At 70.9% G+C, this 25,875-nt stretch carries 21 protein-coding genes; 7 read left to right on the top strand and 14 right to left on the bottom strand.

Annotated elements, in window-relative coordinates; genetic code table 11:
- Nucleotides 1-2,305: glycosyltransferase family 2 protein (locus AC2YHJ_RS16490; RefSeq protein ID WP_487397168.1), on the top strand; the 2,305-nt coding region annotated here is incomplete at its 5' end.
- Between the two features lie 6 nt (nt 2,306-2,311).
- On the opposite strand, the gene AC2YHJ_RS16485 is transcribed toward AC2YHJ_RS16490, so the two are convergent.
- Nucleotides 2,312-3,580 (bottom strand): nucleotide sugar dehydrogenase, encoded by a 1,269-nt coding sequence (locus AC2YHJ_RS16485; protein WP_487397167.1) that lies wholly within the window; start codon nt 3,578-3,580, stop codon nt 2,312-2,314.
- Between the two features lie 136 nt (nt 3,581-3,716).
- On the opposite strand from AC2YHJ_RS16485, the gene upp reads away from it, so the two are divergent.
- Nucleotides 3,717-4,349 carry a uracil phosphoribosyltransferase gene (upp, locus tag AC2YHJ_RS16480; protein ID WP_487397166.1) on the top strand — a complete coding sequence of 211 codons (633 nt, stop codon included), beginning with the start codon at nt 3,717-3,719 and terminating at the stop codon, nt 4,347-4,349.
- A 225-nt stretch (nt 4,350-4,574) separates the two neighbouring features.
- On the opposite strand, the gene AC2YHJ_RS16475 is transcribed toward upp, so the two are convergent.
- The gene (locus tag AC2YHJ_RS16475; protein ID WP_487397165.1) at nt 4,575-5,876 is read right to left on the bottom strand and encodes an aspartate aminotransferase family protein; all 1,302 of its coding nucleotides are present in this window, start codon (nt 5,874-5,876) and stop codon (nt 4,575-4,577) included.
- Between the two features lie 69 nt (nt 5,877-5,945).
- Nucleotides 5,946-9,122, bottom strand: coding sequence for a DUF3971 domain-containing protein (locus tag AC2YHJ_RS16470; protein ID WP_487397164.1), 3,177 nt, complete (start codon nt 9,120-9,122; stop codon nt 5,946-5,948).
- A 50-nt stretch (nt 9,123-9,172) separates the two neighbouring features.
- Between AC2YHJ_RS16470 and AC2YHJ_RS16465 the strand changes: the two genes are divergently transcribed.
- Nucleotides 9,173-12,163 (top strand): bifunctional [glutamine synthetase] adenylyltransferase/[glutamine synthetase]-adenylyl-L-tyrosine phosphorylase, encoded by a 2,991-nt coding sequence (locus AC2YHJ_RS16465; RefSeq protein ID WP_487397163.1) that lies wholly within the window; start codon nt 9,173-9,175, stop codon nt 12,161-12,163.
- Complete coding sequence (gene bcp, locus AC2YHJ_RS16460) at nt 12,160-12,627, top strand: thioredoxin-dependent thiol peroxidase (RefSeq protein ID WP_487397162.1); 468 nt, start codon at nt 12,160-12,162, stop codon at nt 12,625-12,627. The genes AC2YHJ_RS16465 and bcp overlap by 4 nt, the downstream gene beginning before the upstream one ends.
- Nucleotides 12,628-12,647: 20 nt before the next feature.
- On the opposite strand, the gene AC2YHJ_RS16455 is transcribed toward bcp, so the two are convergent.
- Together AC2YHJ_RS16455 and AC2YHJ_RS16450 are read right to left on the bottom strand one after the other, a co-directional pair.
- The gene (locus tag AC2YHJ_RS16455; RefSeq protein ID WP_487397161.1) at nt 12,648-13,208 is read right to left on the bottom strand and encodes a hypothetical protein; all 561 of its coding nucleotides are present in this window, start codon (nt 13,206-13,208) and stop codon (nt 12,648-12,650) included.
- A gap of 139 nt (nt 13,209-13,347) precedes the next feature.
- Complete coding sequence (locus tag AC2YHJ_RS16450; protein WP_487397160.1) at nt 13,348-13,860, bottom strand: hypothetical protein; 513 nt, start codon at nt 13,858-13,860, stop codon at nt 13,348-13,350.
- A gap of 214 nt (nt 13,861-14,074) precedes the next feature.
- Between AC2YHJ_RS16450 and AC2YHJ_RS16445 the strand changes: the two genes are divergently transcribed.
- Complete coding sequence (locus tag AC2YHJ_RS16445; RefSeq protein ID WP_487397159.1) at nt 14,075-15,046, top strand: Bug family tripartite tricarboxylate transporter substrate binding protein; 972 nt, start codon at nt 14,075-14,077, stop codon at nt 15,044-15,046.
- A gap of 8 nt (nt 15,047-15,054) precedes the next feature.
- Nucleotides 15,055-16,302, top strand: coding sequence for a CaiB/BaiF CoA transferase family protein (locus AC2YHJ_RS16440; protein ID WP_487397158.1), 1,248 nt, complete (start codon nt 15,055-15,057; stop codon nt 16,300-16,302).
- A gap of 9 nt (nt 16,303-16,311) precedes the next feature.
- Here AC2YHJ_RS16440 and AC2YHJ_RS16435 read toward each other — a convergent pair whose 3' ends face one another.
- Nucleotides 16,312-17,343, bottom strand: a complete 1,032-nt coding sequence (locus tag AC2YHJ_RS16435) for an L-idonate 5-dehydrogenase (RefSeq protein WP_487397157.1) — start codon at nt 17,341-17,343, stop codon at nt 16,312-16,314.
- On the bottom strand, nt 17,343-18,284 hold the full coding sequence (locus tag AC2YHJ_RS16430) for a 2-hydroxyacid dehydrogenase (protein WP_487397176.1): 942 nt from the start codon (nt 18,282-18,284) through the stop codon (nt 17,343-17,345). Before AC2YHJ_RS16430 ends, AC2YHJ_RS16435 begins: the two co-directional genes overlap by 1 nt.
- A gap of 52 nt (nt 18,285-18,336) precedes the next feature.
- Here AC2YHJ_RS16430 and AC2YHJ_RS16425 point away from each other — a divergent pair, with 52 nt between their 5' ends.
- A complete protein-coding gene (locus tag AC2YHJ_RS16425) occupies nt 18,337-19,104 on the top strand; it encodes an SDR family oxidoreductase (RefSeq protein ID WP_487397156.1) in 768 nt (255 codons plus the stop codon).
- Here the strand turns inward: AC2YHJ_RS16425 and AC2YHJ_RS16420 are convergent.
- From AC2YHJ_RS16420 to AC2YHJ_RS16390, 7 genes are all read right to left on the bottom strand, one after another.
- Nucleotides 19,101-19,967 (bottom strand): HpcH/HpaI aldolase/citrate lyase family protein, encoded by an 867-nt coding sequence (locus AC2YHJ_RS16420; protein WP_487397155.1) that lies wholly within the window; start codon nt 19,965-19,967, stop codon nt 19,101-19,103. The two genes, AC2YHJ_RS16425 and AC2YHJ_RS16420, sit on opposite strands and share 4 nt — an antisense overlap.
- Nucleotides 19,964-20,866, bottom strand: a complete 903-nt coding sequence (locus tag AC2YHJ_RS16415) for a polysaccharide deacetylase family protein (protein WP_487397154.1) — start codon at nt 20,864-20,866, stop codon at nt 19,964-19,966. Before AC2YHJ_RS16415 ends, AC2YHJ_RS16420 begins: the two co-directional genes overlap by 4 nt.
- A complete protein-coding gene (locus tag AC2YHJ_RS16410; protein ID WP_487397153.1) occupies nt 20,866-21,768 on the bottom strand; it encodes a polysaccharide deacetylase family protein in 903 nt (300 codons plus the stop codon). Before AC2YHJ_RS16410 ends, AC2YHJ_RS16415 begins: the two co-directional genes overlap by 1 nt.
- A gap of 51 nt (nt 21,769-21,819) precedes the next feature.
- Nucleotides 21,820-22,596 carry a 2-keto-4-pentenoate hydratase gene (locus tag AC2YHJ_RS16405; RefSeq protein ID WP_487397152.1) on the bottom strand — a complete coding sequence of 259 codons (777 nt, stop codon included), beginning with the start codon at nt 22,594-22,596 and terminating at the stop codon, nt 21,820-21,822.
- 6 nt (nt 22,597-22,602) lie between these two features.
- Nucleotides 22,603-23,652, bottom strand: coding sequence for a Bug family tripartite tricarboxylate transporter substrate binding protein (locus AC2YHJ_RS16400; protein ID WP_487397151.1), 1,050 nt, complete (start codon nt 23,650-23,652; stop codon nt 22,603-22,605).
- A 118-nt stretch (nt 23,653-23,770) separates the two neighbouring features.
- Nucleotides 23,771-24,691 carry a nucleoside hydrolase gene (locus tag AC2YHJ_RS16395; protein ID WP_487397150.1) on the bottom strand — a complete coding sequence of 307 codons (921 nt, stop codon included), beginning with the start codon at nt 24,689-24,691 and terminating at the stop codon, nt 23,771-23,773.
- On the bottom strand, nt 24,688-25,872 hold the full coding sequence (locus AC2YHJ_RS16390; RefSeq protein ID WP_487397149.1) for an amidohydrolase: 1,185 nt from the start codon (nt 25,870-25,872) through the stop codon (nt 24,688-24,690). The genes AC2YHJ_RS16395 and AC2YHJ_RS16390 overlap by 4 nt, the downstream gene beginning before the upstream one ends.
- Nucleotides 25,873-25,875: the final 3 nt, after the last annotated feature.

Raw genomic sequence — 25,875 nt, 5'->3', positions numbered from 1 at the left:
CGCCCTCGCCGCCACGGCGATGGAGATGGATGGCGCCGATCCGGCCATCGCCTTGCGCGCCGCGCTGCTGCATGGGCGGCTTGCGCGGCCAGCATCGGCCTGCGCCCTGGCACGCACCGCGCTGGCCGGCCGCGACGATCCCGGCCTCGCGGCCCTCGGCATCCAACTGGCCGGGCTGCTGCATGTGACCGGCGCGCCGGAAGCCGCGACCGAGGTGTTGCGCCTGTGCTGGCGCAGCCTGGCGGACCGGGCGACGATCGGGCTGTTCCTCGCTGCCGGGCTGCCAAGCTTCCGGCGCGGCATACAGGACGGCGCCGATCTCACGCTGCTGCAGTCGCTCGTCGAGGCGGCCTGCCACGATCCGACCGCGATGCCGGAAGGCGATCTCACGGAGCTTGCGCGCCTTGTCGAGGAAGCCGGCCGCGACGACCTGCTGCGTGCGCTCGGCGCGGCGGCCTTGGGCGCGGGCGGACGCGCGCTGGTGGAACGCCTGACCGCGCCCGGCCTCGGCGTGACGCAGAGCCTGCCCGGCCTCGCGCACCACGCGACCCACCGCCCGGCGCGCGCGGCCATCGCCTTCGCGGCGGCGCATGCCGGCCTACCGGCCGATCCCTCGGCGCGGTTCAATGCGAGCTACGCGGCGCTGGCCGCGGGCGATGCGGCGGGCGCCGCCGCACTGCTTGGCGGCCTGCCCGCCGCCGGTGCGGCGCCGCTGGCCGGTGCGGCCTGGCCGCATTTCGGCGAATTGCCCTGGCCCTTCGCACCGCCACCCGAGGCTACACGACGGGGCTTCGAAGCGCTGCTGCCGCCCGGTGCGCGCTGGCCACGCATCCGCCTCGTCACCCCCTGTCTCAACCCGGGGCCGTGGCTGGAGGAGACGATCCTGTCCGTCGCCGCGCAGGAGTATCCGGCCGTCGAGCATGTGATCGTCGATGGCGGGTCGACCGATGGCACGGCGGCCATCCTGGCGCGCCACCGCGACCGGCTGCATGCGGTGATCTCCGAGGCCGATGGCGGCCCGGCCGAGGCGATCAGCAAGGGGCTCGCCGGCACCGATGCCGAGCTGATCGGCTGGATCAATGCCGACGACCTGCTTGCCCCCGGCGCGCTGCATACGCTCGGCGCGGCCTACGCCGCCGACCCCACGGCGGATCTCGTGCATGGCTGGTCGGTGGCGCATCGCGCGCGGCGGATCACCACGATCCAGCAGCCTCTCGCCGACGGGCCCGGCGGCTTCACCGTCGCGGCACTCGCCGATGTCTTCGGCCGCTGGGGCGATGGGCGCTTCTTCCTGCAGCCGGAGGTGCTGATCGCCCGGCGGTTCTGGGACCGGCTGGGTGGGCGACTCGATACCGGGCTGAAGGCGGTGTTCGACTATGAGCTTTGGCTGCGTGCGGCGCAGGCCGGGGCACGCATCACGCAGGTTCGTTGGCCCGCTGCCTTCTACCGGACCCATGCCGCGCAACTCAGCGGCCAGCGTTCTGTGGTCGCCCTTGAGCAGGCGGCGGTGCGCGACCGCTTCGCGGCCCCTGCCCCGCCGCCCGCCCGCATCGCGAACATCGCGGCGCGGCTACGCGGCGCGCTGAACCCGCAGGGCCGTCCGGCGCGGCTGCTGCTGATCGACACGCGCTGCGCCGAGATGATCTCCGCCACGGCGCAAGAGGAAGCACGCGCTGTCCTCGCCGCGCGGCGCGTCACGCTGGAGGTCCGCCCGCGCGCAGCCGATGGCCCGGTACAGGCGGATCTCGTGCTGCGCCTGCTCGGCGCCCATGACGGCGGCGACTGGGTGGCGAAGCTGCGGGCGCAGGGCTTCGCCGGACCGGCGATCGGCTGGTTCGTCGAGGATGATCGCGACGCTGCCTCGAACGCCGCGATGGCGCTGGCGCCCGATATCGTCGTGCCGTCGCGGGCGCGCCGGCGCGGCATTCTGTTGCAGGAAGCCGCCGTGGTCACCGAGGCAATGGCGCCGCCCTGCGGCCTGGTCTCGGCGACCGAAGCACGCGCAGCCTTCGCTGCCGGCCCGACCCCAGGGCCGCAGGCCGCCGCGATCTGGCAGCCGGGGGCGACGCGCCTGGCGGCGGCGCTGCGTGGCGCGGGGCCGATAGCGGTTGGCGAAGCCGGCATGCTTGTCCTGGCGCTACTGGCCGGTCGCTCGCCGGTGATGGAAGATCCGGGCCTCGCCGAACTGTTCGGCGCCGCGCTGCCGCAGGATGGCGCGGCACGGCATGCGCTTGGCCTCGACCTGCTGTTGGCGCCGCGGCTACTGCACCTGCTCGACAGGCTCGGCGCCATCGCCGCCGGCTGAGCGTCGTCACGCCACGCGTACGCGCCCCGCGGGATCAGGCGGCAACACGCCATGCGGGTCGATGACATGGGGCGCCAGCGCCGCGACGCTGGCCGGGTCATAGACCCGGTGCGGCGTGCCGAGGATCACCGCATCGGCGCGGCAGGTTGCGGGGTCCTCGATGCGCTGCATTCCATCCAGCACGGCCGGTGCGGCGCCGAGCACCGGGTCGTGCCACAGCGCCTCCGCGCCACGGGCGGCGAGGGCGTGAAGCAGCGCGACCGGCGCGGCACCGCGCAGGTCCGGCACATCGGGCTTGTAGGTGACGCCCAAGACCAGCACGCGCCGGCCGGCGAGCGTCCCGCCCAACGCCTGCTCCACCGCCGCCAGGATGCGCGCGGGGCGGGCACGATTGGCCTCGGCCGCCGCCGCCACCAGCGTTGATGCCGCCCCGGCACGCGTCAGTTCCATCTGCAGGAATTCGGGATCGACCGGGATGCAGTGGCCGCCCGCCCCCGCGCCCGGCCAGAAGGGAGCGAAGCCGAACGGCTTGGTCGCGGCGGCCTGCACCACCGCGCGCGTCGGCACCCCGAGCGCAGCGAAGCCGCGATGCAGCTCGTCGATCAGCGCGATGTTGACCAGGCGGTAAGTGTTCTCGAGCAACTTGGCGCATTCGGCGATCTCGGGACTGGCCACGGGCACGACGGCATCCGTGATGCGGTCCCAGAAGGCGCGCGCCCGGGCCATCGAGATCGGGTCCGGCGCGCCAAGCAGGCGCGGGATGTGGCGCGGGCCGGGCGTGTCGCCGCCGGGGTTTTCGCGCTCGGGAGAGACGGCCAGGAAGATGTCGCGCCCAACCCTCAGCCCGTCGCGTTCCAGCTCGCGCCGGCACAACCCGTTGGTCGCCCCCGGCTGGCAGGTGGAGACGAGGCAGACCAGCGCACCGGGCGCGAGGCCCGCCCGGCAGGTGTCGAGTGCAGCCATCACGAGCGACAGATCCGGCCGGCCGGCAGCATCGAGAGGCGTGGGCACGCAGATCAGCCAGGTTTCGGCGCGCGGCAGCGCCCGGGGATCGGCGGTGGCCTGAAGCCGCCCAGTCCCGTCAAGACATCGAGCCGCACCCTCCGCGCCAGTCACCGCCGCAGGGTCGAGGTCGAAGCCCGTCACGCCGAAGCCGGCCGCCGCGGCTTCCAGCGCGATCGGCAGGCCGACATAGCCAAGGCCGATAACCACGACCGCCCCGGCGGCGACCGGGGCGATCCTGACGGCATCCAGCAACAGGCCGGTATCGGGCATGGCCGCATAGTTGTTGTGAGAGAAAATTAAATCAACCCATAGGCGATTTTCTCGAAGCCCCTGGCGCCGCGCCGGGCTTTGAGTCAAGCAGGTCCGCCAGCATGGAGATCGGCGCGATGGACGGAAGGAAACGGGCATGACGGCGCCGGTGCATGTCGCGACCCATCCGCTGATCCAGCACAAGCTTGGCCTGATGCGGGAGGCGGGGTGCCCCTCCTCGGATTTCCGCAAGCTGCTGAGCGAGATCGCGATGCTGCTCTGCTACGAGGTGACGCGCGACCTGCCGCTGGAGCAGGTGCCGATCGCGACCCCGCTGGAACCGATGATGGCGCCGCGGCTGGCGGGGCGGAAACTGGTGCTGGCGCCGGTGCTGCGCGCGGGCCTTGGCATGCTGGACGGGATGCTGGCGTTGCTGCCGGCGGCGCGCGTCGCGCATGTCGGGCTGTATCGCGACCCGGCGACGCTGCATGCGGTCGAGTACTACTTCAAGGCGCCGGCGGATGTGGCCGAGCGGCTGGTGCTGGTGCTGGACCCGATGCTGGCGACGGCGAATTCGGCGGTGGCGGCGATCGACCGCTTCAAGGCGCGCGGGTGCAAGTCGATCCGCTTCGTGTGCCTGCTCGCCGCGCCGGAGGGCATCCGGCACCTGCAGGAAGCGCATCCGGACGTGCCGATCTGGACGGCGGCGGTGGACCGCGCGCTCGACGACCACGGGTATATCCGGCCTGGCCTGGGGGATGCGGGGGACCGGATCTTCGGGACGGCGTAGCCAGGCGCGGAACTTTAAGTTTTTAGCATTTTATTCCTTTAGGTCCCCGAGGCGCCGACGACGCACCACGCCCCTTGGCAGAGCAGGACATACCAGGAACAGCTACCAAGAATCCAGCCCCGACCGAGGACCGACCCCCGCCGCCAGCGCCAAGTCCCCGCGGTCCAGGGGGCCGTTGCCCCCTGGCGGGGTGGCTTGGAGGGGCGGCGCCCCTCCAACCCTACTTCACGCCACCTTGCGGCTCGCCGGCAGGCTTTGCATCGCCGCGCGGAACGCGTCCAGCGTCTGCGACACGTCGGCGGCGGTATGCGCGGTGGACAGGTAGTACTTGCTGTCCCCCTTCAGGATGCCGCGGCTGCGCAGCACGGTGTTGACGTGCTTCTGCATCGCGGTGTCCTGCCGCAGCAGCGCTCGGTAGTCGCGCATGTCGCCCTCGGCATAGACCACGTCGAACAGCACCGGCTCGCCAAGGCACTGCGCGGGAATGCCCGCCTCGGCGATCAGCCTGGTCAGGCCGTCCATCAACGCGCGCCCGGTGGCGAAGACCTTGTCGTAGGTCCCGGGCTCCCGCAGCACCTCGAGCGTCGCGAGGCCCGCGACGGCCGCGACCGGGTTGCCCGACAGCGTGCCGACCTGGGTGAGGAAGCGGTCCTCGCCGACCGTCGCCTTGTCGAACAGCGCCATGATCTCCGCCTTGCCGCCGATCGCCGACAGCGCGAAGCCGCCGCCGACGATCTTGCCCATGGTGCAGATGTCGGGCGCGACGCCATACAATTCCTGCGCGCCGCCATAGGCGAAGCGGAAGCCGGTCACGACCTCATCGAAGATGAGCGGAATGCCTAGCCGCGCCGTGACCTCCCGCACCGCCTGGAGGAAGCCGGCTTTCGGTGGGATCAGCCGCTGCAGCGGTTCCACGATGACGCCGCCGATCTCGTCCTGATTCGCCTCGATCAGCCGCACCGCGGCCTCGATGTCGTTGAAGGGCGCGACCAGCACCTCGCTTTGCACGGATTCCGGAATGCCCGGGCTGTCGGGGACGGGCGCGGGGAAGTTCGCGAGGCGCCGGGGTGCCAGCGACATCAGCGCCCAGTCCGACATGCCGTGGTAGCCGCCCTCGAACTTCACGATCTTCGGCCGGCCGCGATACGCGCGGGCCAGGCGCATCGCGTAGAAATCAGCCTCGGTGCCGGAGGTGAGGAAGCGCACCTGCTCGGCGCAGGGCACCGCATCGACGATCGCCTCCGCCAGGCGGATGCCGGGCTCGTTGTTGGCGAAGAATGTCGTGCCGAGCGGGATCTGGCGCAGCACCGCCTCGGTCACCGCCGGGTGGTCGTGGCCGATGAACATCGGGCCGGAACCGAGCAGGTAGTCGATGTAGTCGTTGCCCGAGACATCCGTGACATGCCCGCCCTTGCCGGAGCGGATGACGATGTCGTTGGCGAAATTGCCGAAGCCGCCGCCGGGCAGGACGCGCTTCGCCGCCTCCATCAACGCCAGTTCTTCCGCACCCTTCGCGATGCCCGTCATGGCCTGCTCCTCGCCGCGCTCTGCGCGATGTTGCTCTGCGGCGAGGCTATCGGAGCATCGTCGCGGCGGCTACCGCCCGCCCGGTGCCGGGCTGGCGCCTTCCGCCTCGGATTGTCCGATGCCGAAGATGCCGCGCAGGAAGCCAGGCGTCAGGGCCGCCAGCGGATTGACGCTGACCGTCGGGTCGGCGAGCGGGCCGCGCATGCGATAGGTCGCGGCGAACAGCCCACCGCCCTGCTCGGGGCTGAACAGCCGGCCGAGCACCGGGATGCGCCCGAGCAGCGAATTGAAGACATAGGCCGGCACGATCGTGCCCTCCATGTCGATCGTGTCGCGCCGCCGGTCGATCCGCCCCTTCGCGGTCAGGCCGAGCGAGGCGGAGAAGGCGCGCGCCTCGCTCAGCGTCAGCGTGTCCCGCGTCAGGGTGAAGGGCGCGGTCAGGCTCGCGAAATTGAGGCCCTGGCCGGATAGCGCCTCGAACAGGCCGTAGACCGACATGGCCTGCAGCAGCTTGCCGAGCGCCGGCGCGTCGCGCACCACGAAGTTCTCCAGCTCCGCCTGGCCGGTCAGCGGTGCGCCCGGCCGGTCATGGCCGTAGGCGGCATCGACGCGCAGCCGGCCGCCCTGCACCGTGCGCAGGATTCCGAACGCCCGCAGCAGGGCGCCGCCATCATCGCTGGTCAGCCGCAGATGCCGTTGCCCACCCCCCTGCGCCAGGGTCAGGTCGAGCGCGCCGCCACCATCGACCCGGCCGCGCACCCGTGCGGCCTGCACCGTGCCACGCGCATCCGCCGTCAGGGTCGCGGCGATCCCGGTCAGCGCGCGGTTCTCCTCCAGCAGCACACGGTCGAAGCGCGCATCGAGTTCGACCCCCGGCCCCGAGATATCGGCCGGCGCACCGTCTTCGGCGGTCGCGGGGCGGGCGAGGACGGGGGCGACATCCAGCACCGGGCCGCGCATCGCGATGGTCCAGTTCGCCTGCGCGCCGGCCGGGGGGCTGATCTCGCCAGTGAAGCGGCTGCGGCCCATCTGGCCCTGCTGGATCTCGATACGCTGCGGGATGTTCTGGCGCAGCTGCGTGCCGCGCCCGCGCATCAGCGCGTCGGCCGTCTCCACCCGGATGCCGTCGATCGCGGTGATCTGCCCATTCTGCAGGACGATCGTCGCCTCCCCCTGCCCGGCGGTCCCGGGCGGCTTGGCCCAGGCCAGTGCGTCGAGCGAAAGGCGGGCATCGCGAAAATCGGTGCGCAGCATGACGCGGCCAGCGCCGTTGCGGCGCGTCTCGTTGCGGATGTCGAGGCCGACCACGCCCTCGACGAAGGGCCGGGGGTCAAGCCCGAAGGTGGCGATCTGGCGCGCCTCCGCCCGACCCGAGACGATCTCCCGCGATACCAGCTGGCCCGGCGGGCCCTGGCGGAAGTCCGCCTCCTGCTGGATGCGCAGTGCGATGCCCTGCACCGTGGCGGTGCCGTTGGCGCGCAACCCCGCCGGATCGGCGGTGAATTCGAAATTGCCGCGTTCGAGGTCCTTGCCCAGCACCAGCCGCGGGATGCGGATATCGCTGACGCGGCCGGTGGCGCTGATGCGCATCGCCTCGATCGGCAGTTCCGCGATCATGGGGAAGCCGAGCGACAGGCGTGCCTCCCGCAGCGTGCCGCGCACCTCGGTGATCGGCGGCGCACGGCGGGCGAACAGCCCGAGCCGAGGATGCCGCAGCAGCGCCCAGACATCGGCGGCCGGGCCACCGACGACCAGGTCGATATCCGCAGTTTCGGGATCGGTCGCGAGGCCGATGCGCACGCGCCCCTCGCGGACCTCGATGGCCGTGCCTGACTGGGAGCCTCCGCCGACATCGATATCGATGGCGTCGAGGCCGAAGCGCGCGCGCGCGGCGGCGCGCTGAGCGGGGGGGATGGGGCGCAGCCAGTGGATCTCGAGATCCTCGGCCTCCAGCGTGCCTTCAAGGCCGAGCAGGCGCGGCGCGCCACCGGCCGGGTCCCAATCCGCCGTGATGCGCCAGGCGCCGTCTCGCGCGACGCCGCCGGTCACGTTCTCGGTGATCCATTCGCGCGCGCCGCGTGCCACGCCCGCCGGCCAGTAGAGGTCGAGATCGGTGACGGCGAGCCGGTCGATGGCGAGGCTCGCCTCCCCCTGCCACCGTCCGTCGGCGAGGCGGGCCTCCGCCTGGGCGGTGATCCGCGGCGGTGCAGCGGGGCCGCCGCGGGCGACCAGCGGCGCCGGCCACAGCACGGCGCGTTCAAGGCGCAATGTGGTCTCGTCGAGGGTGAGGTCGGCCTCCAACGAGGTCAGCGCAACCCGGCCCTGCTGCCCGAGATTGATGGTCCCGGCGCCGATCCGCATGCGGGCGATGGCCATGGTCGGGATGCGCAGCCCGTCCAGTCGCACATCGACTGAGAGGCCGGCCGGCGCGTCGATCGCCGCGAGCGGGGCGAGGATGGGCGCGCTGCCCGCCAGCGCCGCCGGACGCACCGCGGGCATCGTCATGGTCACGCTGCCGCGCCCGGTGGTGCCATCGATCGAACCGCGCACGCGCAGCCCGACCTGTCCGGTTTCCAGGACCAGCCCGCCATCGCCGGCAAGATCGATCCCCCCGCCATCCCGCCGCGTCAGCACGAGGCTGCCGATCTCCGCGGTCCAGGACCGCCCGAACTGGGCGTCGGTGACGCGCAGCCGCGCATTGACCAGCCGCAGCCGGCGCAGCGCCGACAGCGGCGTCGTGTCCGAGGGCGGGCGCATCAGCTGGGTCGCGAGATCGAGCAGCGGGTCGGTGCCCGGCGCCGCGCCGGCATCCGCCTCGGCTTCCGCCAGCGCGCCGCCGAGATCGAAATGCAGCGTGCCATCCCCCGAGCGCGTCGCGACCAGGCTGAGACCCTGCAGTTCCAGCGCACTCGGCGCGATGACGCCACGCAGCAGCCAGGCCATCGACAGCGACAATGCGGCGTCCGGCAATTCCGCCCGCAGCGCCCCGTCAGGCCCGATCGCGCGCACCCGCTGCAAGGTCAGGGCGAGCGGCGAGCGGTGCCCTTCGCGCCAGCCCGACCAGGAGATCGCGACCTCCCCGATGTGGAGCCGCGTGCCGCCGCCGCCGGCGTCGAAGACCTTCTCCACCTCCCGCGCCAGGGCGGGCACCGGCAGCGGCCCCTGCTGCAGCCGCCAGGCCAGCGCGCCGAGGCCGATCCCGGCCAGCAGAGCCGCGGTCAGCACGATGCGGGCCAGGCGGTTCATCAGATGCCCGGCTTGACCAGCGGCCCGCCTCACCTGTTCCCTGCCCGGCCATGACGGCCTGCTTCGCTCCCGAACGCCTCCCCCGCCCCTTCGACCCGGCCGCAGCCACACTGGCGCGGGACGGCTTCGCCGAACGGGGGGCCGCCGAACGCGACTTCGCGGCCTCGGCGGCCGGTCGCGCTCTGCTCGATGCGCTGGGCGGGCACAGCCCCTACCTCGCCGAACTCGCCATCCGCGAATCCGCGGCGCTGATGCTGCTGGCCGAACGCGGCCCGGATGACGCGATGGCGCGCGCGCTGGACCCGCTGGCGCGGATCGACGCGCAGGCGCCGCGCGCGGCGGTCGCGACGGTGCTGCGCCAGGCTAAGCGCCAGGGCGCGCTCGCGGCGGCGGTCGCGGACATCGCGGGGCTGTGGCCGCTCGACCGCGTCACCGGTGCGCTCTCCGACCTCGCCGAGGCCTCGATCGACGCCGCCTGCGCGCATCTGCTGCGCGATGCCGCGGCGCGGGGCGAGATCAGCCTTTCCGGCTCGGCGCGGACCGATCCGCGCCTCGTGGGGCGCAATTCCGGCCTCGTGGTGCTCGGCATGGGCAAGCTCGGCGGGCGCGAACTGAACTACTCGTCCGATGTGGACCTCATGGTGCTCTATGACCCAACGGTTGCAGCCTACCATGCCGATCGCGCGGGTGCCGTCTATGTGCGAATCGCGCGCGACCTCGTGAGGCTGCTCGAGGAGCGGACCGCCGAGGGCTATGTCTTCCGTACCGACCTCCGGCTGCGCCCGGACCCTGCCGCGACGCCGCTCGCGGTCTCCATTCCGGCGGCGATCACCTACTACGAAAGCATGGGGCAGAACTGGGAGCGCGCGGCGATGATCAAGGCGCGCCCGGTCGCCGCCGACCGCGCCGCCGGGGAAGCCTTCCTGCGCGAGATCCGGCCCTTCGTCTGGCGTCGCCACCTCGATTTCGCCGCCGTCGCCGACATTCATTCGATCAAGCGCCAGATCCATGCCCATAAGGGGGCCAAGGGCGCGCATGACACGGTGCAGGTCGAAGGCCATGACGTGAAGCTCGGCCGCGGCGGCATCCGCGAGATCGAGTTCACCGCCCAGGTGCTGCAACTGATCTGGGGCGGGCGCGATCCGGGGCTGCGCGACCCGACCACGCTTGGCGCGCTCTCCTCCCTTGCCACCGCCGGCAAGATCGACCGGCGTGCGGCGGCCGACCTCGCCGACGCCTATGTCTTCCTGCGCAACCTGGAACACCGGCTACAGATGGTGGCCGACCGGCAGACCCACCGCATGCCCGAGGATGCGGAAGGCATCGCGCGCATCGCCTCCTTCTTCGGCTTTCCCGATCCCGATGCCTTCCGCACCGCCTTCACGCAGCATCTGCGGCGCGTCGAACGCCACTACGGCCGGATGTTCGAGGCCGAGCCGACGCTCGCCGCCGAGGAGGTGAAGGGCAGCTTGGTCTTCACCGGGGTCGAGGACGACCCGGCGACGATCGCGACGTTGCGCGCCATGGGCTACGCCAACCCCTCCGGCGTCGCCGCGATGGTGCGCGGCTGGCACCACGGCCATACCCGCGCCATCCGCAGCGAGCGGGCGCGGGAGTTGCTGACCGCGCTGATGCCGTCCCTGCTCGCGGCCTTCGCGAAGCAGCGCACGCCGGATGCGGCGCTGGCGCGGCTTGATGGCGTGTTCGGGCGGCTCGCCGCCGGGGTGCAGGTGCTCTCGCTGCTCCAACGCAATCCGGCGCTGATGGACCGGCTGGCCGGCATCCTTGGCGCGGCGCCGCAACTCGCCGACCACCTCGCCAGCCACACCGCGGCACTGGAGGGGCTGCTGGTGGGCGCCGGGGGCAGCATCGGCAATGCCGCCACCACCCTGCCCGCCCAGCTCAAGGACGCCCGCCATGTCGAGGAGGCGATGGAGGCCGCCCGGCGTCTGGTCCTCGAGGGCAAGTTCGAGGTCGATGCAGCCACGCTGGAAGGCACCTTCGACGTCGACGCGGCCGGTGAGGCGCGCAGCGCCCTGGCCGATGCCGCCATCGCCGGCCTGCTGCCGCATATCGAAGGCGAATTCGCCGAGCGTTTCGGCAAGGTGAAGGGTGGCGGGCTTGCCGTCGTTGCCCTGGGCAAGCTCGGCGGGCGGGAGATGCTGCCCGGTTCGGACCTCGACCTGGTCCTGATCTACGACCATGCGCCCGCCGCCGAGGTGAGCGAGGGCCGGGCGAAGCGGGGCCGGCCGGCGCCGCGCTCGCTACCGGTCAGCCAGTATTTCACCCGGCTCGCGCATCAGGTGATCGGCGGCATCACCGCGCCGGGCGCCGAAGGCAAGCTCTATGAGGTGGACATGCGGCTGCGGCCATCGGGCTCGAAGGGCCCGGTCGCGGTCTCGCTGGCCGGATTCCAGCGCTATCACGCCGGGGAATCCTGGACCTGGGAGCGGATGGCGCTGACCCGCGCGCGGGTCGTCGCCGCCCCGCCCGGGCTGCGCCGCAAGGTGGAAGCGGCGATTCGCGCCGCGCTGGTGCTGCCCGATGTCGCGGCGAAGGCGGTCCCGGATGCGGTGGCGATGCGCGGGCGCATGCTGCGCGACCTGCCGCCGGACGGGCCATGGGATGTGAAGCTCGGCCGCGGCGGGCTGGTCGAGGTGGAGTTCATCGCTCAGGCGCTGCAACTCGCCCATGCGCGGCAGCATCCGGGCGTGCTGGCGACCACCACCCGCGTCGCCCTGACCCGACTGGCGGAAGCCGGCCTGCTGGAGCCTGCGGAGGCCACGACCCTGGTCGGTGCGGAGCGGCTGTGGCGCACCATCAGCGGCCTGCTGCGCCTGACCGTCGGGCGCTGGCGCGACGACGAATTGCCGGAGAGCGTCGCGGCTGCGCTGCTCAACGCCTGCCGCCGGCTGGATCCGGCGGAAGGTCCGGCTGACCTGCCTGCGCTTCAGGCACAGATGGCCCGGCGCGCCAACGACGTCCGCGCCGTGTTCGAACGACGCCTCGGCAGGCCAGACATCAACGGAGATCGGGAATGAGCGAGCTGACCGAGGGCAAGAAGGCGCCCGCCTTCAAGATGACGGCAAGCGGCGGGCGGGAGGTGTCCTCCGCGGCACTGAAGGGCAAGCCCTATCTGATCTATTTCTACCCCAAGGCGAATACGCCAGGCTGCACCCGGCAGGCCTGCGGCGTGCAGGAAGCGCTGCCGCAGCTCGGGCATCTCCGCCTCGAGGTGATCGGCGTCAGCCCCGATGCGATCCCGCCCATCGAGAAATTCGCGCAGAAGTACAACCTGGCCTTCCCGCTGGCCTCGGACGCCGACCACAAGGTCGCCGAGGCCTATGGCGTCTGGGTCGAGAAGTCGATGTATGGCCGGACCTACATGGGCATGGAGCGCACGTCGTTCCTGGTCGGTGCCGACGGGAAGATCGTGAAGATCTGGCGGAAGGTGAAGCCGGATGCGCATGCGGCCCAGGTGCTGGAGGCCGCGGCGGCGCTTTGACCCGATGAAGGGCCGCCGGGTTACTGCGTCGCGGCGATCTGGCGGAAGATTTCCTCCGCCTCCTTGAAGGTCTCCTCCGCCCGCCCCTTTATCACCGGATCGGCGAAGCGGTCGGGGTGGAAGCGCAGGCGGAAAGCGCGGCGGGCGGCATCGACCAGCCAGGTCGGCGCGGTTTCCGCCAAATGGACGCGCCGCAGCAGGCCGCCGCCGCGGGAGGGCAGCGCCTCGGTCGCCAGCGCGCGTTCGGCGGTCGAGGCCCGCCCCTCCGCTTCCCGAATGCGACGCTCAGCCTGTTCGAGCCGTGCTTTCAGCGCGGCGATCTGCTCCAGGGCATCGACGGAGAGGCTTTCCGGCTCCGCGTCACGCCCGTGATGCGCGGCGCCGTTTCGGCCACGATCCAGCATTTCCGTCACCCGCTTGGCGGCGGAGGCAGCCACCGCGACATCGCGGCGGCCAAGCTCGCTGAGGATATACTCCAGCAGGTCGCGGTCATGCGGATGCTCCTCGGCGTGGTCGAGCAGCCGCGCGGACGGCCAGTTCGCGATGTTGCGCCGGTTGATCTCATGGGCCGTGGTCGACATTGCGATCGCTTCATCCGATCAGTCTCAATCTGCAATACTGACAGGCTTATTTGACAAGTTCCACATACTTACGGTCGTGAATTGCGCCCCACCGGTTGTGTTCCGCCACCAAAGATCGCGGAACCATCTACAGTCCGCTTCATGTTCCTCGCAGACGCGCGATTGCCGCGAAATCCGCCTCGACGCGTTTGAACACTTCCTCGGACCGGCGCCGGTTCTGCTGGTCCGACGCGGTGTCGGGATGGTGTCGGCGCCGAAAGGCCCGGCGGACCTCCGCGATCAGCCAGGTGGGCGCATCGGGGGTGAGGTGGACCCGACGGAAGGGATCGGCCGCCTCCGGCGCCGGATCATGCCCCGGCGGCGTCCCTTCCAGCGCGACGACACGGGCACGCAGCGCCGCGATCTCCCGCGCAGCGGCAGCCAGCGTGGCGCGAAGGCGCGTCGCCTCATCCGCGCAGGCCGGGCTGCAGGCTGCGATCATGCGGGCGATCCGTGCCTCGAGAGCCTTGGCCCGGGCGCCACGACGATGCCGGGCCTCCCATGCCAGGGCGGCCAGGGCCTCGGCATCGGCGGCGTGCAGCGCGGCCTGCTCCGCCAATTGTTCGAGCGGCCATTCGCGCATCGGACGCTCGGCAGGCAGGGCGGCCTTCACGCGGTCCTTCCCATTCCCGTGCATTGCTTCCGCCTTGTCGCAGCCCCGGGTTAACGCGGTGCTGAGGAGGCGATCGAGAATGCCGTCACGCGCAGGGTGCGGAACCGCGACATGCGCCGGTCGACAGCGTCGCGAACGGTCGTCCTGGCGAAGGCGTCTTCCGGCGCGGCCGGAGGTCGGCGAGACTGCGCCCCACAATTCCGGGAGAGACGACATGAACGGATTTCGCATCGGCCGCCGTGCGGCACTCGGCCTCGGCGCGGCCCTCGCGGCGCCGGCCGTCCAGGCCCAGGGCGCCTGGCCCAACCGGCCGGTCCGCATCGTGGTGCCCTTCCCGCCGGGCGGGTCGAACGACGTGGTGGCGCGGCCGCTCGCCGAACGCCTGCAACAGAAACTCGGCCAGCCCGTGATCATCGAGAACCGCCCCGGCGCGGGTGGCGCGATCGGAGCGACCGCCGTGGCGCAGACCGCGGCCGATGGCTACACGCTGATGGTCTCCTCCTCCTCCTTCGCGACCACCTCCGTCTCGCAGCGCGTGCCGTGGGGCGTGGTGGAGAACTTCACGCCCATCGCGCTGCTCGCGCGGTCCCCCTTCATCGTCATCGTGAACAACGACCTGCCAGTGCGCAGCGTGCAGGACCTGGTGCGCCTCGCGAAGGAACGGCCCGGCCGCATCGACTACGGCACCTCCGGCCCTGGCGGCATCAATCACTTCGTCACCGAGTATTTCGCCCAGCGCGCCGGCGTGCAGATGAACCACGTGCCCTATCGTGGCACGGGCCCGGCGGTGACGGACCTCGTCGCGGGTCATATCCAGCTGATGATCACGACGCTGCCGAGCGCGGCCGGCGTGGTGCGCGACGGGCGCGTCCGGCTGCTCGCCTACAGTTCGCAGGGCGTGCCGGAAGGGTCGCCGCCCGCGCCGCTGGTGACGGAAAGCGGGCTCGACTACGACATCGCCATCTGGTGGGGGCTGTTCGCCCCGCACGGCCTGCCGGCGCCGTTGCTCGAGAAGCTGAATACCGAGGCGAACACCGCGCTGCGCGACCCCGACATGGCGCGGCTGTACCAGGGCGAGGGCGCCCGCCCCTCCCCCGCGACGCCGGACGAGTTCACCGCCATGCTGCGCACCGACATCGCCCGCTGGCGGGAGGTCGCGCAGCTCGCGAATATCCGCATCGACTGAGGGCCATCATGACCGGCATCCACCGCAAATCCTTCGACCCGGCCGCGCGCGGCGCCATGGATGGCGTGCGCGTGGTGGATCTCTCGCGCCTGGTCGCGGGGAATGTCCTGACCAAGGTATTTTCCGACCACGGCGCCGAGGTGGTGAAGGTGGAGCCGCCCGAGGGCGACACGCTGCGCGCCTGGCGCGTCGGCGGCGTCGAGACATCGTGGAAGACGATCTGCCGCAACAAGAAATCGGTGGCGCTGGACCTCAAGCGGGCAGAAGGCATCGCGGTGGTGAAGGCGCTGGTGAAGGGCGCCGCGATGTTCGTGGAATCCTTCCGCCCCGGCGTGCTGGAGGCCATGGGGCTTGCCCCCGCCGAACTGCTGGCGATCAATCCCGCGCTGGTGATCGTGCGGATCTCCGGCTGGGGCCAGGATGGACCCTTCAACCACAAGCCGGGCTTCGGCACGCTGGTTGAGGGCTATTCCGGCTTCGCCGCGGTGAACGGCTTCGACGACCGCGAGCCGGTGCTGCCGCCGATGTTCATGGGCGATGCCTATGCGGGGCTGTATGGCGCCTCGGTCGCCATGATCGCGCTGCGTCATGCCGAAGCAGGCGGCGGCGGGCAGGTGATCGACGTGTCGCTGTTCGAACCGCTGTTCAGCGTGCTGGAACCGCAGGTGGCGAATTGGCGCATCAGCGGCCGGCGCAAGCCGCGCACGGGCAGCAGGTCCACCAACACATCGCCGCGCAATGCCTATCGCACCAGCGATGGCGGATGGGTGTGCCTGTCGGCGTCCACGCAGGGGATGACGGAGAAGCTGTTCCGATCGATCGGGCGGGAGGACATGATCACCGACCCCCGCTTCGTGAACAATCCGGCGCGGTTGCAGCATTGGCAGGAGTTGGACGGCATCATCGGCGGCTGGATCGGGGAACGGACGCTCGAGGAGAACCTCGCGCATTTCGACAAGGCCGGCGTGACCATCGGGCCGATCATGGATACCGCGATGCTCGAGCGCGACCACTACGCCATCGAGCGCGAGGCGCTGATCGAAGTGCCGGACGAGGACATGCCCGGCGGCTGGCTGCCGATGCATGGGATGGTGCCACGCCTGTCCGGCACGCCCGGCGTGCTGGCGCGCCCGGCGCCGCGCATCGGGGAGCACAATGACGAGATCCTGGCGCCGGTATTGGGTGCTGTGGAAGTCGCGCGGCTGCGCGGGGTCTCGATCCTCCGCGATCCCGTGGTGAAGAAGGCCGCGGAATAGAGGGCGCGTTCAGAACGCGATCTGCACCTTCATCGCGCGCGACCGGTCGGCGGCCAGCGCGAAGGCCTCCGCCGCGCGATCCACCGGGAATTGCGCGGTCAGCAGCGGCGCGACGTCGATGGCGCGGCGGGCCAGCGTCTCGACAGCGAGGGCGAATTCCTCGTGGAAGCGGAAGGTGCCGCGCCAGGTGATCTCCTTCGCCGCGAGCACCGAGAGCGGCACCGCGACATCGCCGCCGATCCCGATCTGCACGATGGTCCCGCGCGGGCGCAGCACCGGCAGGATACCGAGCAGGGCCGGCGCGCTGCCCGAGGCCTCGAAGGCCACGTCAAACCAGCCCTTGCGCGCGGCGAAGGGTGCCAGCGCGTCGGGCGCGCCGCTCACCGCGATGAAGCGATCCGCGCCCATGCGTCGCGCCGTGGCTTCGGGGGCGGTGGTCAGGTCGGTCGCCACGATCTCCCGCGCGCCGGCGAGGCGCGCCGCGGCGATGGTCAGCGCGCCGATCGGACCCGCGCCCGTCACCAGCACGCGCTTGCCGAGCAGCGGCCCCGCCTGGCGCACCGCATGCAGGCAGACCGACAGCGGCTCGGCGAAGGCTGCGGTCGTGGTGTCGAGGCCCTCCGGCAGCGGCACGGCCTGGGTCGCCTCGCAGACCAGCGCCTCGCGGAAGCCGCCATCGACATGCGGGTCGCGCATAGCGCTGCCGTAGAAGCGCATCTCCAGGCAATGCTGCTGGTCCCCCGCCTGGCAGTAGAGGCATGTGCCGCAAGGCAACGACGGATTCACCGCCACGGCCTGCCCGGGCGCGAGGCCCGTCACACCAGCGCCGACAGCGTCGATCACGCCGGCAACTTCATGCCCCAGCACCATCGGGTGCTTCACCCGCACGGTGCCGAAGCCGCCATGCTGGTAGTAATGCAGGTCGGACCCGCAGATGCCGCCGGCGCGGATCGCCACGCGCACCTGGCCGGGACCGGGATCGGCGACGGCGCGGTCCTCGACGCGCAGGTCGTGCGGCGGGTGGATGACGACGGCGCGCATCACGGCACCGGCGTCAGCAGCGGGCGTCCATCGAAATGGGCTTCGAGGTTCTCGCGCATCAGCGCGCCCATGGCCTTGCGTGTTTCCACCGTGCCGGAGGCCTGGTGCGGGGAGAGCACGACATTCGGGAACGTCGCGAAGACCGGATCGATCTTCGGTTCGTTGTGGAAGACATCGAGGCCCGCGACGGAGATGCGGCCGCCCTTGATCGCCGCGATCAGCGCGGCCTCATCCACCACCGATCCGCGCGAGACATTGACGAAGATAACGCCGGGGTTCAGCGCCTCGATCGCCGCGCGATCCACCAGGCCCGCTGTCGCAGCGCCTCCGGCCGCCGAGACGATGAAGATGTCCACATGCGGGGCGAGTGCCGCCGGGCTCGGATGGAAGGTGTAGGGCACGTCCTTCTTGGTGCGCCCCGAATAGGCGATGGCCATGCCGAAGCCCTCCGCGCGCTTCGCGATGGCGCGGCCAATCCGCCCAAGGCCCACGATGCCGACCCGCTTGCCCCAGACCCGGGTCGCGAGCCGCATCGGCCCCTGCTTCGCCCAGGTGCCGGACCGCACATAGGCGTCGCCCTCCGGGATCGCGCGCGCGGTCGCAAGCAACAAGGCGAAGGCCATGTCGGCCACATCCTCGGTCAGCACGTCCGGCGTGTTGGTCACGGCAATGCCGCGCGCACGGGCCGCCGGCAGGTCGATCGCATCCACGCCGACGCCGTAGCAGGCGATGATCTTCGCGTTTGGACAGGCATCCATCATCGCCGGGTCGGCGCCGAGTTCGCCCTTGGTCGAGATGGCACGGATGGACGGCCCATGCTGCGTCAGGAAAGCGGCGCGGTCCGGCGCCTCATACAGCAGATGGAGCGTGAAGCGGCGCGCCAGGGCCTCGAGGTCCCAATCGGGCAACACGCCCACCACCAGCAGCCCCGGCTTGTCCATCGTGGTCACTCCCCCCTAGCCTTTGCGCCGCATCTTACAGGGAGAGACGCCGATGTCGCGTGCACTGTTCGACCTGACGGGCCAGCTTGCCCTGGTCACGGGATCGAGCCAGGGGATCGGCTTCGCGCTCGCCAAGGGGTTGGCGGAGGCCGGGGCCAAGGTCGTGTTGAATGGGCGCGACGCCGGCAAGCTCGATACCGCGCGGGCGAAGCTGGCCGAAGCGGGCATCGCCACCGAGACCGCGGCTTTCGACGTGACCGACGCCACCACGGTCGAGGCCGGCATCGCCGCGATCGAGGCCGCGCACGGCCCTCTGCATATCCTGGTCGCCAATGCCGGCATCATGCGGCGCGTGCCATCCGTCGAGATGCCGCCCGAGACCTGGCGGGAGGTGCTGACGACCAATCTCGACGGCGTCTGGTACTGCTGCCAATCAGCCGGCAAGCGCATGGTCGCCCGGGGCGCGGGCAAGATCATCACCATCTGCTCGGTGCAAAGCGAATTGGGACGCCCGACCATCGCGCCCTATGCGGCGAGCAAGGGCGCGCTGCGGATGCTGACGCGTACGCTGTGCGCCGAATGGGCGAAGCATGGGGTGAACGTAAATGGTGTCGCCCCCGGCTACTACGACACGGAACTGACCAGCGCGCTGGTGAACAACGCCGAGTTCACGGACTGGCTATGCAAGCGCGTCCCCGCCGGTCGGTGGGGGAAGGTGGAGGAACTGGTGGGTGCCACGGTGTTCCTCGCCGCGCCGGCTTCGGATTTCGTGCACGGGCAGTTGCTCTATGTGGATGGGGGGATGACCGCGGTGGTCTAGCCCGCCCGCGCGATCAAGCGCCGCGCCCGGTCCACGATCGGCTTGTCGATCATGTTGCCCTCGAAGGCGACAGCGCCCTTGCCTTCTGCCAGCGCCGCCTCGAAGGCTGCGACCAGGCGCCTCGCGCGCTCCACCTCCTCAGGCCGTGCGCCGTATTCCTCGTTGATGATGGCAACCTGCGATGGATGCACGCAGGATGCGCAGGCGAAGCCGATCGCCTTCGACCGCCGCAGCATGGCGCGATAGCCATCGAGATCCTTCAGCCCCGCCACCGTGCCGATGAACCCCAGCGGCAGAACCCCCGCCGCCCGTGCCGCGACGACACCGATGCGCTTGGGCAGGTCGAGCGCATCGGGCGTCGGTTCCGCGCCGAGGTCGGTCGCCAGGTCCTCTCCACCCACGCCCAACGCCACTACGCGCGGATCGGCCGCCGCGATGGCTTGTGCATGGGCGATCGCGGCGGCGTCCTCGATCAATACGATGAAGCGGACGGAGCCAATGGCACGCCCAGCTTCGGCCTCGGATTCCGCTGCCAGTTCAGACAGCAGCCGGACATGATCCGCGCCCATCATCTTGGTGCAGACGACCCCATCGGCGCCGGCCGCGACAGCCGCGGCGATGTCCTGCACCGCCATGCGCAGCGGGCGATTGATGCGCACCACCACATCGGCGCCGTTCTGCCGCACGCTGCGCACGGACGCCGACAGCCCGGCACGCGCGGCGTCCTTCGCGTCCGGCGCGACGCCGTCCTCCAGATCCAGGATCACCACATCCGCGCCGCGTTCATGCGCCTTCGCGACGAATTTCTCGGCGCTGGCCGGGACATAGAGAAGGGAACGCCAGTTCGGCAGGTCGCGTGTCATGTCGGTGGATGTTCCTTGCGCCAGTGGCGGGCGATATCGACGCGCCGCATCACCGCGACACGCGGTTGCTGCGCGATCCAATCCAGCAGCCGCGCTAGACCCATCGCGCGCCCGGGATGGGCGATGATGCGGTTGTGCAGCCCAAAGGAGAGCGTGCGCGGCGGGTCCTCCCGCAACACGCATTCGATGGCGTCGCGCATGTAGTCGAAATATTCGGTGCCGGAGGTCATGCCCATGCGCGGAAAGCGCACATCGTTGTGGACCAGGGAGTAAGGCACCACCAGCGCGTCCTTGCCGGCGCACTTCACCCAGTAAGGCAGTTCGTCATCATAGGCGTCGCTGTCATATTCATAGCCCGCTTCTAGCAGCAGGCGGCGCGTATGCATGGATGGCGCGTAGCGCGTGTACCAGCCAGCCGGGCGTTCGCCGATGCAGCGGGCGATGATCTCGGTCGCCTCGGCGATGCGGGCGCGTTCGGTGGCGCGGTCGAAGGCGTTGTGCATCTCCCATCGCAGGCCGTGGCCGGCGACGTCCCAGCCCGCTTCGCGCATCGCCGCGCAGGCTTCGGGGTTGCGTTCCAGCGCACGAGCCACAGCGAAGACGGTGCACGGCAAGCCGCGCTTGGTGAAGATACGATGCAGCCGCCAGAAGCCGGCGCGGCTGCCATAAGTGAACATGGATTCCGCGGCCATGTCGCGGCCCTTCACCGGGGCGGTGCTGCCTTCGGTCAGCGCGTTCTCGCTGTTCGGATCGCCGTCGGGGACGCTGACCTCGCCGCCTTCCTCGTAGTTGATGACGAAGTTGCAGACGACATGCGCCCCGCCCGGCCAGCGCGGATCCGGGGGATTGCGGCCATAGCCAATGAAATCGCGCGAACGGCCGGCCTCCTCGTCGGTCATCACAGCGCCTCGGACCCCGGCACCACGCCGCGCGGCAGGGATGCGGCGTAGCGCGCGAGCTCGCCCGGGCGCGTCAGCCACAGCCGCTCGCGATGCGACAGGATGTGGCGCAGTGCGCCGCGCAGTGCCCTCAACCGGAAGGGCTGACCAACGATGAAGGGATGCAGAACGATCGAACAGACAAGCGGCCGCTTACGCGACTGCTCCAACATCTCGTCGAACTGATCGACGATCATCTCCGCGAATTGCCGTCCGGTGTGCTGCCGAAAAATCTGCGCCGGGCTGTCGTTCAACTCGATGGAGTAAGGCACGGACAGCATCGGCCCGGCCCGCGTCGTCATCCAAAAGGGCTGGTCATCGGCCGGCCAGTCCATGACATAGGAGAAGCCCTCCTCCTTCAGCAGGTCGAGCGTCACCGCCGATTGTGCGATATACGGTCCAAGCCAGCCCTGCGGCGCCACACCGGCATGGCGGATGATGGCGTCGCGGCTTTCGGCGATCAGCCGGCGCTCATCCTCCTCCCACATCCCGTCCTGGCGTTCGGCATTGGTGCGGCCATGACCGATGAACTCATCGCCGCGCGCCTTCAGCGCCGGCGCGATCTCCGGGCAGGCATCGAGCACCGCGCCATTGACGTTGTGCGCACAGGGAATCGCCAGCTCGTCCAGCATGTCGAGCATGTTCCACAGCCCGACGCGATTGCCGTAGTCGCGCCAAGCGTAGTTGCGCTGCCCCTGCGGCGCCGCAGCCCCGGTGCTGTCGGAACCGAGGCCGGCGCGGAAGGCGAAGGCTTCGATGTTGTTGCACACCACCAGCGCGAGCCGTGTCCCGTTCGGCCATTCATAGGTCGGCCGCTGCGGGATGGCGCTGTGGGCGTAGCGCCCATGGGTCGGCATCTTCATCGCGCGCTCCTTCGATCGTCGCGCGGACGCTGCGGCAAGCCTCACCGGCCGTCAACGCAGGTCCAACGCGACCTCGCAGCCTTCACCGAAGCGCGCCAGCATCCGCTGGCCGGCCTTGGGCCGCAGCATTCCCGTGCAGGTGCCGCTGCTGACCAGATCGCCCGCGATCAGGCCCTGCCCGCGCTGGCGCAGCGCCTCCGCCAGCCAGAGCAGCACGTTGAAGGGATGGCCCATCGCCTCCGCTCCCGTGCCGCTGCGACGGATGATGCCATCGACCTCGAGTGTCACCGGCAGCGCCGCAAGGTCGCGGTCGCGCCAGCCCGGTATCTCGGGACCGAGGACATAGCGTCCATTGCCCGCCCCATCGGCGAGGATCGCGGGCATCGGCGGCAGCGCATCCATCGGGAAGCGGCATGCCGCCACTTCGATCCCGCCACGGGCGGCGGCAACAGCGGCCTGCACCTCAGTCTCGGTCCAGGGTTCCCCGCGCGGTGGCAGGTCGGCACCCAGACGCAGCACGATCTCGCACTCGATGATCGGATCAACCAGCGGCGCATAGGTCATCACCGCCGGCGATGACTGCACGAGGTGCCTGTAGATCGGCCCGCGCGTCGGTTCCTTCGCCCGCAGGCGGCGCTGCATCTCGGGCGTGGTGGCCGCGACCTTCCAGCCGCGGCGCGGCCAGCCGAGATGGACGGCGACCGCCTCCCCCACCGCGTAGCCTTGCTCCGGCGTTGTCGGCAGCACCGCCGGCGGGATCACCTGCCGGGACTCCCGCCGTGCGGCCGCGAGCAGCGATGCGAGCGCATCGATCTCCATCGGCGTCATTGGCGCCTAGCCCTGCGTCGTGATGCCGGCGGCGCGGACCACAGGCGCCCAACGATCGAATTCCTGCCGGACGAAAGCGTTGGTGTCGGCAGGCGACATCCATAGCGGCTCGCTGCCGGTCGCCACCAATCGGCTGCTGACGGCCTGCGCGGCCAGTGCCTCCCGCATCGCGGCGGCGAGGCGTTCGATGATCGGGCCTGGCGTGCCGCGCGGCGCAAACAGCCCCGTCCACGACCGCACTGCGTAATCCGCCACACCCTGTTCCGCCACGGTCGGGATGTCGGGACGGATCGACACGCGCTCGGCCGTGCAGACCGCCAGGATCTTCACCCGCCCATCCGAAGCCGGCGGTGCCACGGTCGGCAAATTCATGAAGCCAAGCGGCACCGTGCCGGAGATCAGATCGTTGATCGCCGGCCCGCCGCCGCGATAGGGCACATGCGTCAGGTCCAGGCCGGTGCGCAGCCTGAACAACTCTCCCGCCAAATGGTTCGAGGTGCCGACGCCCGACGACGCGAAGGACAGGCCGCCCGGCGTCGCGCGCGCCTTGGCGATCATCTCCTGAACCGTGGACACGCCGAGGCTCGGCGTCGCCGCGATCACATTCGGCACGTCCACCATCATGGAGACGGCCGGCAGCGCCTCCCGCGGATCATAGCCGAGATCGCCCGAGACCAGCGGATGGAAGATGTGATTGGAGGCCGAGGAGATCAGGAACAGCGAACCATCCGGCCGTGCCCGCGCGACCGCGCCCATGCCGAGCGACCCGCCGCCGCCGGGCCGGTTCTCGACCACGAAGGGCTGCCCAAGCCGGGCTTCCAGCACCGGCGCGACAAGGCGTGCGACCACGTCGTTCGACCCGCCCGCAGCGAAGGGGACCAGCAGCGTCACCGACCGGTTCGGCCAGGCGTCCTGCGCGAAGGACAGGCGAGGCGCGGCCAGTGTGGTGGCCGCGATGGACAGTGCTTGCCGACGGTTCACCGTCTTTGCTCCCTTGGACCCGACCTCCCGGCCGTAGCGCGCCATCTGCGCGCGGGCAAGGGCTTCAGGCGACAAGGCGCAGTTTCGCGAGCCGCCCGCGATCTCCCGGAAGGTTGCGCGCCGAGGCCGCGTTCGGGCCGTTGAAGCCGCTTTTCGGCCGCGTCGCGCTGTTCGTGACGTTGGCACGCCAGGGTCACGGCAGCGCGGCCAGGCGCTCCGTCAGCAACGCGAAGAAGCGATCGGCATCGAGCGTGTCGAGCAAACGGGCATTGGGTGCTGCGCCGCTGCGGTCCCAGCGGTCCACCACCGTGCGCCCGCGCGCGATGCCGCCGCATTCGACATGGACATGCACGTCGCGATGGGTGAACAGGCCGGGGTCGATCAGCCAGGCGACGGCGCAGGGGTCGTGCAGCGGATGGCCGCGATGGGCGAAGCGGCGCGATGGCGGCACGCCCGCCATGATACGCGCCGCGGCGTCCAGGCAGACGCCGCCGCCCGCCGCACGCAGGCCCGCGATGCGCGCGGGCGTCACCAAGGCCTGCCCGGTCAGCTCCAGCGTCGCGAGTGTCACCGGCCGCCCGCACTCCAGCAGCATCGCCAGCGCCTCGGGGTCCGACCAGGCGTTGAATTCGGCTGATGCCGTGATGTTGCCCTCGGACCAAGCGCCGGTCATCAGGACGATCTCCTCGACGCGGCCGATCAGCGCCGGTTCGGTCGCCAGCGCCAAGGCGAGGTTGGTGGCGGGGCCAATGCCGATCAGCGTGACGCGCGCTTCGGAACGCAGCACTGCGCGGATCGCATCCGCGGCGATGCCGAGGCTCGCGGGCGGGCCTTCCGGCAGGGCGACGCCGGCAAGGCCATCGGCGCCGTGGACCTGCGTCTCAGAACGGAAGGCACCGAGCAGCGGGCCTTGCGCCCCCGCCACCACGGGCACGGAACGCCCCGTCAGACCGACGATCGCGCGCGCATTGCGCAGCGTATGCTCGATCCCGACGTTGCCGCCGGCCACGCTGGCCAGCCGCACATCAAGCTCGGACGAAGCCAGCGCCAGCCACAACGCGATGGCGTCGTCCGTGCCGGGGTCGGTGTCGATGATGCAGACGCGACGCGTCATGCGAGTTCCTGTTCCACCAGGCTGCACCAGAAGGCGGCACCGTGCGTCAGTGCAGTGTCGTTGAAGTCGAAATGCGGATTGTGGTGGAAGCCCTCCGGATGGGCCGGATCACCAGTGCCGAGCCAGACATAGGCTCCGGGCCGAGCGGCGAGGAACTCGGAGAAATCCTCACCGGGCGTCAGCGGCGGATGGTCGTCGAGCGTCAGCCCATCGCCAACCGCGCTGCGCGCCGCGCGCACCGCCACTGCCGCCTGCTCGGCGCGATTGATGGTGGGCGAGATGCGCCGAATGTAGCGCGGTTCGGCCAGCACGCGGCAGGTCTTCGCGACGCTCTGCGCGACCTCGATCAGGCGTGTTTCCAGATGGCTGCGGACCTCCTCGGTGAAGGCGCGGGCGGTGCCACAGAGGAAGACATCGGACGGGATGACGTTCGGCGCGTTGCGCGCGCCCGCCGCCATGTGGCCGACCGACAGCACCGCGGCCTGCAGCGGGTCGATCTCTCGCGCGACGATCATCGGCAGTGCGGCGATGAACTGCGCAGCGGCGAGCGGCGCATCGGTGCCGAGATGCGGCCGCGCGCCATGCACGCCCGCACCGCGGAAGGTCACCTCCCAGGTGTCGGAAGATGCCAGCACCGCCGCCTTCGGCACCGCGATGGTGCCGACCGGCAGGCCGGGCAGGTTGTGCATGCCGTAGACGGCATCGACGGGGAAGCGGTCGAACAGCGCCTCCTTCACCATGCGCGCCGCGCCGCCGAGCGATTCCTCCGCCGGCTGGAAGATGAAATGGACCGTACCGCCGAAGCGGTCGCGGTTGGCCGCGAGCCAGCGGGCCGCACCCAGCAGCATCGTCGTGTGGCCGTCATGGCCGCAGGCATGCATCTTCCCCGGCACCGTGCTGGCATAGGCAGCGCCGGTCATCTCCGGCATCGCCAGCGCATCCATGTCGGCGCGCAGGCCGATGGCACGGTTGCCGCCCGCTGCGCGCGTGCCGGTCAGGCTGCCCACGACGCCAGTGACGCCGATGCCCTCCTCGACCGCGATGCCCCATTTCTTCAGCAGGTCGGCGACGATGCCGGCCGTGCGCGTCTCCTCGAAGCCGAGTTCCGGGTGACGGTGGAAATCCCGGCGCCAGGCGGTCATGTCCTCGGCGAGGGGGGAGAGGTCCTCCGGCGTGGGCATGAT

It is taken from the genome of Roseomonas sp. SRI_022 (assembly GCF_057586215.1).
The sequence above is the reverse complement of the archived record's forward strand: the minus strand, read 5'-3'. Positions and strand labels throughout refer to the sequence as shown.

Bases quoted from the DNA above. Each gene is read 5' to 3' on its own strand.
- AC2YHJ_RS16420 (WP_487397155.1), bottom strand. From the start codon at position 19,967: ATGACACGCGACCTGCCGAACTGGCGTTCCCTTCTCTATGTCCCGGCC.
- AC2YHJ_RS16430 (WP_487397176.1), bottom strand. From the start codon at position 18,284: ATGGACAAGCCGGGGCTGCTGGTGGTGGGCGTGTTGCCCGATTGGGAC.
- AC2YHJ_RS16435 (WP_487397157.1), bottom strand. From the start codon at position 17,343: ATGCGCGCCGTCGTCATCCACCCGCCGCACGACCTGCGCGTCGAGGAC.
- upp (WP_487397166.1), top strand. From the start codon at position 3,717: ATGACGGCGCCGGTGCATGTCGCGACCCATCCGCTGATCCAGCACAAG.
- AC2YHJ_RS16415 (WP_487397154.1), bottom strand. From the start codon at position 20,866: ATGACCGACGAGGAGGCCGGCCGTTCGCGCGATTTCATTGGCTATGGC.
- AC2YHJ_RS16395 (WP_487397150.1), bottom strand. From the start codon at position 24,691: ATGACGCGTCGCGTCTGCATCATCGACACCGACCCCGGCACGGACGAC.
- AC2YHJ_RS16485 (WP_487397167.1), bottom strand. From the start codon at position 3,580: ATGCCCGATACCGGCCTGTTGCTGGATGCCGTCAGGATCGCCCCGGTC.
- bcp (WP_487397162.1), top strand. From the start codon at position 12,160: ATGAGCGAGCTGACCGAGGGCAAGAAGGCGCCCGCCTTCAAGATGACG.
- AC2YHJ_RS16410 (WP_487397153.1), bottom strand. From the start codon at position 21,768: ATGAAGATGCCGACCCATGGGCGCTACGCCCACAGCGCCATCCCGCAG.
- AC2YHJ_RS16440 (WP_487397158.1), top strand. From the start codon at position 15,055: ATGACCGGCATCCACCGCAAATCCTTCGACCCGGCCGCGCGCGGCGCC.
- AC2YHJ_RS16405 (WP_487397152.1), bottom strand. From the start codon at position 22,596: ATGACGCCGATGGAGATCGATGCGCTCGCATCGCTGCTCGCGGCCGCA.
- AC2YHJ_RS16470 (WP_487397164.1), bottom strand. From the start codon at position 9,122: ATGAACCGCCTGGCCCGCATCGTGCTGACCGCGGCTCTGCTGGCCGGG.
- AC2YHJ_RS16445 (WP_487397159.1), top strand. From the start codon at position 14,075: ATGAACGGATTTCGCATCGGCCGCCGTGCGGCACTCGGCCTCGGCGCG.
- AC2YHJ_RS16465 (WP_487397163.1), top strand. From the start codon at position 9,173: ATGACGGCCTGCTTCGCTCCCGAACGCCTCCCCCGCCCCTTCGACCCG.
- AC2YHJ_RS16425 (WP_487397156.1), top strand. From the start codon at position 18,337: ATGTCGCGTGCACTGTTCGACCTGACGGGCCAGCTTGCCCTGGTCACG.
- AC2YHJ_RS16455 (WP_487397161.1), bottom strand. From the start codon at position 13,208: ATGTCGACCACGGCCCATGAGATCAACCGGCGCAACATCGCGAACTGG.
- AC2YHJ_RS16390 (WP_487397149.1), bottom strand. From the start codon at position 25,872: ATGCCCACGCCGGAGGACCTCTCCCCCCTCGCCGAGGACATGACCGCC.
- AC2YHJ_RS16475 (WP_487397165.1), bottom strand. From the start codon at position 5,876: ATGACGGGCATCGCGAAGGGTGCGGAAGAACTGGCGTTGATGGAGGCG.